This is a genomic window from Cyclobacterium sp. SOCE241, from assembly GCF_056867545.1.
This window is the reverse complement of the sequence record NZ_CP149779.1, coordinates 1,733,973-1,745,750: the sequence shown is the minus strand read 5'-3', so window position 1 is coordinate 1,745,750 and position 11,778 is coordinate 1,733,973. Positions and strand designations below refer to the sequence as shown.

The 11,778-nt window shown below is 36.3% G+C and carries 8 protein-coding genes and 4 pseudogenes; 4 read left to right on the top strand and 8 right to left on the bottom strand.

The genetic code is table 11. The features are described from left to right. The first annotated feature begins 106 nt into the window (after positions 1 to 106). Both WG932_RS08535 and WG932_RS08530 read left to right on the top strand, forming a co-directional pair. Complete coding sequence (locus WG932_RS08535) at positions 107 to 583, top strand: cupin domain-containing protein (RefSeq protein WP_483087640.1); 477 nt, start codon at positions 107 to 109, stop codon at positions 581 to 583. Next, complete coding sequence (locus tag WG932_RS08530) at positions 544 to 984, top strand: helix-turn-helix domain-containing protein (protein ID WP_483087639.1); 441 nt, start codon at positions 544 to 546, stop codon at positions 982 to 984. Before WG932_RS08535 ends, WG932_RS08530 begins: the two co-directional genes overlap by 40 nt. Positions 985 to 1,067: 83 nt before the next feature. Here WG932_RS08530 and WG932_RS08525 read toward each other — a convergent pair. From WG932_RS08525 to WG932_RS08500, 6 genes and pseudogenes are all read right to left on the bottom strand, one after another. Further along, a pseudogene (locus WG932_RS08525) lies at positions 1,068 to 1,468 on the bottom strand (GlcG/HbpS family heme-binding protein). Between the two features lie 117 nt (positions 1,469 to 1,585). Beyond that, complete coding sequence (locus tag WG932_RS08520) at positions 1,586 to 2,560, bottom strand: NAD(P)-dependent alcohol dehydrogenase (RefSeq protein WP_149392802.1); 975 nt, start codon at positions 2,558 to 2,560, stop codon at positions 1,586 to 1,588. A 690-nt stretch (positions 2,561 to 3,250) separates the two neighbouring features. Next, complete coding sequence (locus WG932_RS08515) at positions 3,251 to 4,207, bottom strand: DUF4625 domain-containing protein (protein WP_014022783.1); 957 nt, start codon at positions 4,205 to 4,207, stop codon at positions 3,251 to 3,253. 93 nt (positions 4,208 to 4,300) lie between these two features. Then, positions 4,301 to 6,679 carry a TonB-dependent receptor gene (locus tag WG932_RS08510; RefSeq protein WP_483087638.1) on the bottom strand — a complete coding sequence of 793 codons (2,379 nt, stop codon included), beginning with the start codon at positions 6,677 to 6,679 and terminating at the stop codon, positions 4,301 to 4,303. A gap of 96 nt (positions 6,680 to 6,775) precedes the next feature. Continuing rightward, positions 6,776 to 6,988: a DUF3820 family protein gene (locus tag WG932_RS08505; RefSeq protein ID WP_014022781.1), complete on the bottom strand. Its 213-nt coding sequence runs from the start codon at positions 6,986 to 6,988 to the stop codon at positions 6,776 to 6,778. Between the two features lie 12 nt (positions 6,989 to 7,000). After that, positions 7,001 to 7,431, bottom strand: a pseudogene (locus tag WG932_RS08500) (hypothetical protein). A gap of 304 nt (positions 7,432 to 7,735) precedes the next feature. On the opposite strand from WG932_RS08500, the gene WG932_RS08495 reads away from it, so the two are divergent. Continuing rightward, positions 7,736 to 9,016, top strand: coding sequence for an MFS transporter (locus WG932_RS08495; RefSeq protein WP_014022779.1), 1,281 nt, complete (start codon positions 7,736 to 7,738; stop codon positions 9,014 to 9,016). Positions 9,017 to 9,132: 116 nt separating this feature from the next. Next, positions 9,133 to 9,354: a hypothetical protein gene (locus tag WG932_RS08490; RefSeq protein ID WP_149392804.1), complete on the top strand. Its 222-nt coding sequence runs from the start codon at positions 9,133 to 9,135 to the stop codon at positions 9,352 to 9,354. 68 nt (positions 9,355 to 9,422) lie between these two features. Here the strand turns inward: WG932_RS08490 and argH are convergent. Then, positions 9,423 to 10,684: pseudogene (gene argH, locus WG932_RS08485) on the bottom strand (argininosuccinate lyase); the annotation flags it as partial. Beyond that, positions 10,681 to 11,765 (bottom strand): annotated as a pseudogene (locus WG932_RS08480) (M20 family metallo-hydrolase). The pseudogenes argH and WG932_RS08480, both read right to left, overlap by 4 nt. Positions 11,766 to 11,778: the final 13 nt, after the last annotated feature.

Here is an 11,778-nt window from a genome sequence, read left to right as displayed (position 1 = left end):
TTGAAGGTTTTATAATCTCCATGCTTACTGTTTTTTGCCTGATAATGACTGTTTATTGTCATTTTTATCTACTTTTATCGATTTATTTAACATTATTTAATTACTAATGAAAAAAGCTTTTCAAAAATCTCGAATACCTGAACACAATGCCTATATAATAAAGGAGTTGGTGGCACCGAGTTTTGATAAAAACTGGCATTTTCATCCTGAATACCAATTATTTTTAGTCCTGGAAGGACATGGAACCAGATTTGTAGGGGACGATATGCGACCTTTTCAGCCAAATGATATGGTACTTACAGGGCCTAATTTGCCTCATTTATGGAGAAATGACCAAACATATTTTGAAAAGGATAGCGTGCTGATGACTCGTGGAATTGTCGTTTATTTTCCTGAAGATTTTTTAGGTGAAAAAATGTTGGAGAAGGAGGAGTTTGAAGAATTTAGAACCTTACTGAAAAGGGCTGCACTGGGACTTCAAATCATAGGTAAAACCAACCAGATACTTAAAGATAAACTTATTCGGTTGGTACAAAAAAAGGAATGGATAGGATTATTGGTTTGCTTGAAATTTTACTTTTAATTTCTAGGTCTACCGAGGTCAAAACAATTGTTCAGGCTGGTTATATAAATGCCAATAAGGAATCAGAAAAAGATAGAATGAGCAAGGTGCATGCATTTGTTATGGATCATTTTCAACAAGATATTAAACAAGAAAAAGTTGCTGAGTTAATCAACATGACCAGTACCTCTTTTTCCAGGTATTTTAAATCTCGCATGAACAAATCCTTTTCCGATTTTCTTTCAGAAGTTAGGATAAGCCATGCCTGTAAATTGTTGCATACGGAAAATTTAAATATTAGTGAGATAAGCTATGATAGTGGTTTCAATACGCTTTCAAATTTTAATCGGCAGTTTAAAAACAAAATGGGAGTAACTCCTAAAGTGTATAAAAGAGACTTTCAACCTAGATTTGATCAATAGTTGGTTAATATTCATTTTAGGTTGCGTTCTAAATGTCAAAAGGTGGCTGGCTAACCCATTGAATTTGCCAGCCACCAGAGATTTTATTTTAATGCAATAGCTCCGGCCTCAGCAACCGCATGATCGTTTTCTACAGAACTGCCACTGACCCCTATAGCCCCAACAATTTCCCCTGAGCTATTTTTGATGGGAACTCCTCCGGGGAAAGTAATTAAGCCATTATTAGAATGTTCGATATTGTATAAAGATCCCCCGGGCTGGGACAGCTCGCCTATAGCCCCGGTATTCATATCAAAATAACGTGCGGTTTTCGCTTTTTTATCGATATGTCTAATGAGCCCAACCAAGCCCCATCCATTCGGGCAAAGGCAAGAAGGTTGGCTCCGGCATCCACTACGGCAATATTCATTTTGGTTTTAAGAGCCTGGGCTTTACTTTTAGCAGCTACAATGATCTTTTCAGCTTGATTGAGATTGATATTCATTATTTTTGGGTTTAATTATAAATTAAATATTTAAAATTTGTATTATAATGTAAACATAATGAATAATTATAAATTAAAATTTAATAATATTTATAAAAAATTATCCTGAGACCATGATTAGGTACCCAATGATAATATTATTTTACCTATATGGTAGCCATTTCCAAATTCTTGGAGTTTTTCTGGTCCTAATGAGAGAGGGTAGGGACCATCTATCACAGGTTTTATCTGGTTATTTACATACATCTCCTCAATCTCTTTTAGGCCTTGATTGGGTTTTAAACTTAAAATTTCGAACCTTTTAGAAGAAAATGCAGATAAAGCCTTTCCTATTATGAGTGTTGAAAGCAAGTAGGTGATTTTACCGCCGATGCTAACGTAAACCCCATTGGCTGTGAGGGATCTTGAGTAAGAGAAAGGTGATTTATCTGTCTTACAATCTAGAATTAAATCGTATTGAATACCATTTTCCGTAAAATTTTCATGTTGATAGTTGATAAGATGATCATATCCTAAATTAGATAAAGCCTCGAATTTTTCCTGAAGATCAACTCCTGTAACTTCACAATGATGGGTTTTTGCCAATTGTAAAGCTAGGGTTCCTACACCTCCTCCGGCACCATTGATAAGGACCTTCATTCCATTCTTTATGCCTCCAATGTCTTTCAATCCTTGTAGTGCCAAAAGAGCAGCATGAGGTAAGGCCGCAGCTTCCTCAAACGACATATTTTTTGGTTTATGAACCAATGCATTTGCAGGCAATGCTATATATTCTGAAAATGTTCCAAAACCGTAAGCAGAGGTATCACCATAAACCTCATCCCCAATATCAAATTCAGTAACTTCGGACCCCACTGCTTCCACAGTTCCCGATAATTCCATTCCCAAACTTTTTGATTTTGGTTTAACCAATCCAAACATTAATCTGTAAATGAATGGCTTTCCCCTAACCAAACTCCAATCATAATCATTAATAGCTGTAAAATGAATTTTTACCAATACTTCATTTTTCTGATAGGTTGGGATTTTCTGATTTGTGAACCTTAAGACTTCTTCGGGTAAACCATATTTCTCTAGGGTCAGTGCTTTCATTGGAAATAAGTTAGAATGGTTCAAAGGATAAAAATACTATATATAATGAGATATCTATGGAAGAAATAGGTAATTAAAAAAAATCCACTGGTTAAAATCTGAGTGATAAAATAAATTTTAAAAGGAATGACCTATTGCCAGTAAATTTGGAGATGACCTATCAAAATTACCTCACACTTTTTATTTTTCAATAGAGACTGTAAGTGACCGGTATTTCAAAGCCTTTCTCGGGTTGATAAGTGCGCTATCGATAATCAATGTTAACTCAAATGGTTTTTTTGCAATTATTTTTCGCCGAATTGAATTTTTTGCATCGTTTTTGTTTAGTTACCAAAACAAATATGTTTAACTTTTGTTGGGTATATATTAAACACTATAAGTATGAAACTTTCTTTTAAATATATCGCAATTATTTTATTTTTCTGTATTCTGAGCTTCAATGATTCGCTTTTTAATAGTGGAGATAGAAGTGATGAAAAAATTAAAAAGATCGAAAATCTTTTTATTCAAGCCCAAAATTTGCTGGTTGATCAAGTGAGACTTGAATTGAAGTAAGTTTATGGTATAGGGTGATGCTAATTTATATTTTGATGATCAATTTTATTTATGTTTATAATTGATTTCAATTGAATAAACAAAAAAGCATATTGTTGCCAATATGCTTTCCTGTCAATGTCTTGATTTTTTTAATTAATCCATATGTACCTCATATGTTTTTTCAATGGTATTTCCATTGACATCTTCTGCTCTTATTGTCAAATCCAAATGATCACCACTTTCAGGAAGTATAATTTTATTATCACCTGAAAGGAGGGTAGACAGGTCTATATTTTGTGTGTCCGGCAAATCTGCTCCAGTACCCTCTGCAATCCACTGTGAACTTCCCCACATTTTATCAAAAACATATTCATCATTACTGATTCTGCTATTTTCTTCATCGTGATCATGATCGTGGTCCTCATCTTCTTCTCCTAGTTTAATCCAGATAAATGCCAGATCTCCACTAAGTTCGTGATCAGGTTTACTAATTTCACCGGTTACAGTAAGGGACTCTCCCAATGTTCCAACTAATTCTCCATCATTAAGATTGCTTACAGTAACCTTTGGTGCGTATTCAGTTCTAATGTGAATTGTGGTCAAATAACTTGATCCATCTGCAAAAGTGGTTTGGTTTCCATAAATATCAGTTGCTGTGATAGAAAAATCATACATACCTGCCAAAACTGGACCGCCAAGTCTAGAGTTATCTCCCGACCAATATATATCTGTTGCTTCAGTTCCTACCTCTACCCTGGTTGAATTTTCAGGAAATTGAAAATCAGGGTTACTTGCATCTACTGCATATATATCATCGATGGCTAGTGTTTCAAAATTCGTCAGGACCCTTGCATGGCTGTGGCCATCAAAATTCGCATGAACATTGACCTTTATTTGCCCTATACCTGAAGGGTCTTCAACAGAAAAGCTTACTGGGATATGGTTCATCATTTCTGTAAAAACTTCACCATGGTCAGGACTGATTTCATCCGTTGATGATGCATGGTCAATGATTGGTGCTTCTAAGTCTTGGGGATCTTCAGAGGTGTTTTCACACGAGGAAATACCAATAGCTAAAATGCATGCTATTAGAATGTTGGTTGATTTCATCTATAATATTTTAAGATACAATAATATTGTAATTGCACGAGTGTTGCAATTGTATATGGTTAATAACGGATTAACGTGGATAGGGGTTCAATCTTACTGATTTTTTATTTGAAAAGGGATTTTAAGGTTGATATTAAAATTTCTCCCTTGTTCCGGTAAGTTTAATAATCTGTATCTGCTCAAATGATTAAAGTAATATTCATTGAGTAAATTTTGTCCACTTATGCGTAGTTTAAGCATTTGCTTCCCAAGCTGAAATTCTAAACCTAGACCGGCCTCTAGTAGCCCATATCCCTCAGTAACTCTCTCATTTCTGTCTACCCTGTTTTGTGCAGCTACTTGGCGGTACTCAACATATAAAGTATTGTTATCCAACCAAAAGGTCTCTAAGGGTAATTTCCACTCAATACCGGTTAATATACTTGCAGGAGGAGTAAGAGGAAGGGGCAAACTTGTATCTAGGTTTTGGTTATAAACGTATTCTGCAGCAATTGTGGATTGTAAAGCAGGGGATATAGACCAGTGAAATTTAATTTCTCCTCCTGCAAAAATCGCATTGTTTTGTCTGTATTCCCAGAGTGTGCCGGCGCCCGGTAAGGTGGAAAATTCGGCAGTAGGGGAAAGGTAAATGTAATTATTATAATAGGCGAAATAAGGGCTGATCCCAATCAATATATTCTCTTTGGAATAGGTGTAGTTTAAATCCCCTTGAAAACTACGTTCACTTTCTAAAGAGCTATTTCCTAATTCATGTCTAAAATTCCCATGGTGAATCCCGTTGGTTGCCAATTCTATAGGCGTTGGAATTCTGTAACTACTGCCTAGGTTAAATTTCAAGTTACTTTTTCTACTGAAGATCCATGAAAAACCGGTGGAACCACTAAGGTTAGAATAGTTGCGGTCAATTTCCGGATTTCTCAGAATTTCATTCCCCGTAGCTTCTCCGGAACTGTTATAGATAGGTTGAGAGTGCGATTCAATTTGATGTTGAGCAATGTCTAGCCTAAGCCCTGCATTGAGAATGAAATTTTCTTTCACACGGTATTCATGGAAATAAAAAATCCCGGCAGATTTTGATTGAAATTCAGGCAAAAGAAATTCAAAACCACTAAAATCATTGTTCATCAGGCTGGATTGAAAGCCAATTATCACCTGTTGTTTTTCATTTACCTGTCGGTTATACCTCAAGTTTGCGGTATAAGTATCCAGATAAAGGCCTAAAGCAAGATTTCCATATTCTGAGGAGTTAATTCCATGTGCATGGGCTAAGGAATTTTCTTGTCGAACATTCCGCTGATAGGCCAAGTCGATTTCCAACCAATTTTTATTCAGTTGAATTGTTGTATTAGAAATTATTTTAAGATGGGAGTTATCTTGGTTTGGTAATTCTATATTGCTATAATCTCCATTGTGCCCTAAATTATAGCTACTTGGTATTCCTACTGCTCCTGTAAATAGACCCGCTTGTTGGCCAAACCTACTTACTGTAAGGGTGGATTTTCCCCAATTTTTCCGTATCCCGGTCATAAAAGAAAAGTGTCGCTCCTTTCCAGCTGTATTTTTCAGTCGATTATCATAGACGGGCAAAACATACCCGGCATAAGTAAATTCATCAGCAGGAACCCTATAATCTTGATAATCTTGAAATGTTACCCTTCCTTTAAATATGAAGCCATCTTCATTTCCTTCTACCATGGCAGAATGGCTTCTCATGGCATTATTTGTTTGATAACTATTGATCAAATGCCCTCTAATTTCGCCTTCCATAGGTAAAGGTGCCGGAGAAATGTTAATTACTCCTGACATTCCATCTGATCCATATATCAATGAGGCCGGGCCTTTTACTATTTCAACTCGGTCCACATCAAATGGATCTATTTCTAAGCCATGATCGGCACCCCATTGTTGGCCCTCTTGTTTGATTCCCCTGTCGTTTACTTGAATTCTATTGGAACTCATACCCCTAATCACAGGCTTACTAATTCCAACCCCTGTATTTATGGTGCTGATACCCGGCAACTTTGCCAACGCATTAGAAAAGGTACCGGAGTTGTTCTTTTCAATGAAATTTCTATCAATTACATCGATTGTTTGAGACTGTTCCACAGGTCCGTTTTTAAAGGGGTTGGCCTCAATGGTCAGGGATTGAAGAGTAATGGCTGAAGGTTCCATTACCCAGTTAAATTCCAAATCCTTGTTTTCCAAGTGTACGGTTTGGGTAATAGATTTGTATCCTAAATGGGAAATATGAAGGTGGTAATTACCCGGATTTAGGTTGTTCAATTCAAAATGTCCATTTTCATCGGCATAGTCCCCTGATCCAAGTTCATGAATAAGGATGGTAGCCATCAAAGCTTCTCCGGAGGGATCTGTAATGTAACCACTGATAGTAAATCTTGGGCTAGCTTGTGCAAAGAGGAAGGAATCGCCAAAGGTTAGCAGTACGAAAATTGGGAGAAAAATAAATCTCACTATTGTATATTGAATGATTGGAATACTTTTTCACAACAAAGGTATCCTTATCAAACAATAATTGCAACATAATGGCAAAGATTGACTTATTCTTAGTTAGGATTTTTTGAGCGGGTCTAGAAGGTATTCAAGTCCATTGACACGGATTTCATACATTGTTTCTAGCCACATTCCTAATTTGCCCTTTGGAAAGCCGTTCCTTTTAAACCAGATTAAATAATGTTCAGGCACATCACAAATTAACCTGTCTTTGTACTTTCCAAAGGGCATTTTTTTAGATACGAGATCTAAAAGTATATTTTTATCCATTGGGCTAGTCAATTAATTTAACCAAGCATCCCATGGGATTCTACTTAATATCATTACGAAAGCTATTCCATAAAACATATAAATGCTTCTAAACCTACTCTTACTTTCTGTTAATTTCTTAGCCCTGCTATAGCCTATTGTAATTAGTGCTATGGCAATAATATTGATTAGTGGGTGTTCAAGGGCGTACAATCTGCTCATGGAATCACCCATGGTTTCACCACTTAGATTCGATAATCCGAGGGGCTTAAAAAATAAACTCCTATACCTACCAATAATTGAATGTGAGCTAAAATCATTCCTATTAATCCAAATTTACGGTCTTTTTCAGTAAACTCTTTGCCACTCAATGCACCGATAAGTGCAGAAATAAAACTGAATATTATACCTGCCAAAACGATGTAGGCCAGAAATGAATGAAGATGCTGAAATCCGGTAGTCATGATGCTTTTGATTTTCTTTGTTTAAAAAGGCTAAATAAGTAAAAAAAGCGATTATTCCATTAGTTTTATGTGGCTTTGTGCTAATTATTCTCTTACCCTTAGTTGAGCTATACAATTTTAAAACTTGGATAATATTACCTTTTTTCCAACAATTTGGGTTATTATAAATTTATATTTTGCATATATCTTATTTTCATTCGGTTCATTGGTTTTAAAACCTAATTAATTACTTAATTTTGGGATTCATAAGCATGCTTGCACACCCGACCGCTTGAATTTTTCTACTTTAAAATAATTGCCTGAGATGAGTTATTGGAGTTTTGTATTTGAGAACAAAAAGTTATTGATTTTTGGCTTGCTGATGACTTGTCTTTCAGGGTATGGTCAAACCTACTTATTGGCGCTTTATGTACCTTATTTGATAGAAGAGTTTTCTCTTCAAAATGCACAAATAAGTGTTTATTATATGATTGCCACAATCGCTAGTGCCTTTATTCTGCCACAGGTAGGCAAGTACATAGATAAAGTAAGCCTGGTGAAGTATACCTTGCTTACCACAGTGGTATTTATTCTATCCATGATTTTGATGAGTTACAATCAGTATTGGTATTTATTGCCGGTAGCTTTTTTTGGTTTAAGGATAGCAGGGCAAGGATTGTTTAGTCATATCGCGATAACTTCCATGTCCAAATACTTTGTTAAAGGAAGGGGAAAAGCCATAAGCATGGCCTCTTTAGGGCATCCTTTTGGTCAAGCTGCACTTCCTATCATTGTGGTGGCACTAATTAATGTTTTCGGATGGAGACAATCTCTTTTGGTCAATGCGCTGATTGTGCTTATTCTGGTGCCTTTGTATTTGTACTTTTTTATTGATGAGAAAAAGCTCGTAATTTATGAAGAATCAGTGGGAAGCAATGATTCTGAGCCAAAGAAGGAAATCTCTCAGTGGGAAATTATGAAATCTAAAAGTTTTTGGATCTTGGCTCCCAATTTATTTGTCTTGGCTTTTATTGTAACCGGCCTGTTCTTCTATCAATTTGCAATTGCAGACTATAAGGGATGGAGTCTGGAATGGATGGCTGTAGGGCTTACATTTTATGCCATCGCAGGGTCTATTGCAATTTTGTTTTCAGGACCTTTGATCGACAAGTATTCAGCAAGGACTTTTTTTCCTTATTATCTTATCCCTTTTCTAATCGCCATTATTTTTATTTGGAAGGTGGACAATCCATTGGTGATTTTCCCCTATATGATTTTGATGGGAGCTTCTGCAGGTGTAGGTAATTCTATCATGTCTGCTTTGCAAGTGGAACTTTTTGGCACAACTTATATAGGTAAGGTAAGAAGCATATTTGCCTCTATAATGGTGCTAAGTTCAGCCATAGGACCGGCTATTTATGGTGTTATCGTAGATGCAGGATATGATTTCCAGTATGTTTTCATTAGCTCAGGAATATTGATGACAGTAGCCATTTTACTTTCCTTTCGAATTATCCCTAATTATACCTATGCAAAAATGAAATATAAATTTAAAAAACGTGATAGGAGATTCGATTTTTTTAATATTTTTACGCTGAAACGTTAATCCTGTTTTAAAATTTTAATTACCCATTTTCTCCGAGTAAATTGCTTAAAATTAATCTGCATGATCGTTTGTAGGCTATATTTAAGACTTTATATTTGCATTTAATCCAGTGAGTTATGCAGACACTTGTCACCTTGTTAATCTTCACCATTTGTTATGGTTTGTTATTCCTTTCCTTTTTTCCTGTAAAACCACTTAAAAGAATTAGTAATTTTACCCATAAAACGAAAAATGCCATGTACAAACAATATGATTTGACATGGCCTTATTTTTTCTCTTTTCTTGGAGGGTACCTACTTGCTTCAATGATGGTTTACATCATTCAAGACTCTATTTGATTCTTATATTGTCCAAAGCTTTTCTTCAGCTTTTTCCGCTTCTTCAAAGTTTACCTTTGATTTTTCCATTTATTTTTGATAGCAGGCAAACAAAGTTGTCCAATGCTGCCTTCATGGCTGTGTTTGATTTTTTTACCCGGAGTAAAATCCCCTTTTTCAATATCCATTCCCACTTTTTTGTAGGCATCTCTAAATGGCATACCTTCCAATACCAACCTGTTGACTTCTTCTACACTAAATAAATATGCATAAAATTTATCATCCAAAAGATCCTTTTTGATGCTGATGTTTTCAAGCATCAATTGAGTTATTTTCAAACAATCATTCAGTTGTTCAAAAGCAGGAAAGGTGGTCTCCTTGAGCAATTGTAAGTCTCTGTGGTAACCGGTACTCAGGTTTGTAAGCAACATCATGATTTGCTGAGGGTAACTTTGGATTTGATTGGTCTTTGCACGGATTAATTCAAATACATCAGGGTTCTTTTTATGTGGCATAATGCTAGAACCTGTGGTTAGCTCATCAGGAAAACTTATGAATCCAAAATGTTGGTTCATAAACATAATCGCATCTGTAGCCAAGCGGTTGAGAGTGCCGGCAGTACCTGCCATTGCAAATGATAATGTTTTTTCTGTTTTCCCTCTACTATTTTGAGCATTGATCACATTGTAATGCATGTCCCCAAAACCTAGAAGTTCTGTGGTCATTGTTCTGTTAAGAGGAAAAGAACTACCGTATCCTGCAGCTGAACCTAAGGGGTTTCTGTTAGACAGGCGATAAGCCGTTTGCCATAGTTCCATATCTTCTGCCAAACCTTCAGCCAATGAGCCAAACCATAATCCAAAAGAGGAAGGCATAGCCAATTGGGTATGGGTATAACCCGGCATTAAGTCATCTTTGTGTTTTTCGGCTAGCTGGGTTAGTAAATTGAATAGATTTTCTATTTCGGTTACTGTCTCTTTTATTGCCTTTCTATAATAAAGCTTTAAATCCACCAAAACTTGGTCATTTCTGGATCTTCCGCTATGTAATTTTTTCCCTACATCTCCATACCGCTCTGTAAGCAAAAACTCCACTTGACTGTGTACATCTTCTACCCCGGGAGCTATGCTAAACTTTCCCTCTGCAATCTCATCACGGATTTCTGTTAAGCCTTTTTCAATACTTCCAACTCATTTTGGGTTAGCAACCCAATGGATGCCAACATGGTGGCATGAGCCATGGATCCTGTAACATCAAATGGGGCAAGTAAAATATCAAATTCAGGATCTCGGCCTATGGTAAAAGTTTCTACTTCTTTTTTACTGGTTTTATCTTTTTGCCAAAGTTTCATTGGGTGTTTCTTTTGGTATTTGAAAAATAGTTTTTCAAGAGTGATACATATAATGATATTCCCTCCTTAATTTCTTCAACGAAAATAAACTCATCTGCTGTATGAGACCTTGCAGAATCACCGGGTCCGATTTTTACAGAAGGAAAAGGAATTAATGCCTGATCCGATAATGTGGGGCTACCGTATAATTCTAACCCCATCTCTTTTGCAGTGCTTACCATAGGATGGTCCTCCTTAATGGAAGAAGAATTTAATCGTAGTGACCTAGGGGTTAGTTCGGCTTTTAAATTGCTTTTTAATTCAGCAAAAGCTTCTTCCAAAGTATAGGCATCAGTTACCCGAACATCGAGCGTATAGGTGCACTTGTCGGGAACCACATTGTGTTGACTTCCGGCCGTGATGATGGTGGCCGAAACCTTATTTGGCCCTAAGAATGGGGACTCTTTTTGAATTTGAAATCTCTAATCGTTAATAAATCTTCAAGACTTTCATAGATTGCATTGGTACCTTCTTCACGGGCAGCATGGCCTGCTACACCACTGATCACGGCATCTATAACCATTAGCCCCTTTTCTGCAACGGCCATCTTTAGTAAGGTTGGTTCACCTACAATGGCAACTTCTAAATCTGGAAGTTCACTGAGAACAGATTCAATACCTCCTCGACCACTTATTTCTTCTTCTGCAGAAGCCACAAGCACAAGGTTTACAGGTATAGTTTGATCATAGTAAAATGCAAAAGTAGCCATTAGGCTAACCAAGCAACCACCTGCATCATTTGATCCCAAACCAAATAACTTTCCCTCCTTTACTAAAGGTGTGTGTGGGTCAAGGGTATAACCACGGTTGGGTTTTACGGTGTCATGATGCGAATTCAGCAAAATTGTTGGCAAGGAATCATCAAATTGCTTATTATAGGCCCATATATTGTTCCCTTTTCTATGCGTTTCAATTCCTTTTTTAAAGAAAAATTCTGCGATGAGTTCAGCGGTTTTATCCTCTGCTTTACTTAGCGATGGGGTACTGATAAGGCCCTTAAGTAATTCAATCGCCTCAATTTTTAATTTTGCTAAATCTTCCAATTTTTTTATTAAT

Bases quoted from the DNA above. Each gene is read 5' to 3' on its own strand.
- WG932_RS08535 (WP_483087640.1), top strand. From the start codon at position 107: ATGAAAAAAGCTTTTCAAAAATCTCGAATACCTGAACACAATGCCTAT.
- WG932_RS08520 (WP_149392802.1), bottom strand. From the start codon at position 2,560: ATGAAAGCACTGACCCTAGAGAAATATGGTTTACCCGAAGAAGTCTTA.
- WG932_RS08515 (WP_014022783.1), bottom strand. From the start codon at position 4,207: ATGAAATCAACCAACATTCTAATAGCATGCATTTTAGCTATTGGTATT.
- WG932_RS08495 (WP_014022779.1), top strand. From the start codon at position 7,736: ATGAGTTATTGGAGTTTTGTATTTGAGAACAAAAAGTTATTGATTTTT.
- WG932_RS08530 (WP_483087639.1), top strand. From the start codon at position 544: ATGGATAGGATTATTGGTTTGCTTGAAATTTTACTTTTAATTTCTAGG.
- WG932_RS08505 (WP_014022781.1), bottom strand. From the start codon at position 6,988: ATGGATAAAAATATACTTTTAGATCTCGTATCTAAAAAAATGCCCTTT.
- WG932_RS08490 (WP_149392804.1), top strand. From the start codon at position 9,133: ATGCAGACACTTGTCACCTTGTTAATCTTCACCATTTGTTATGGTTTG.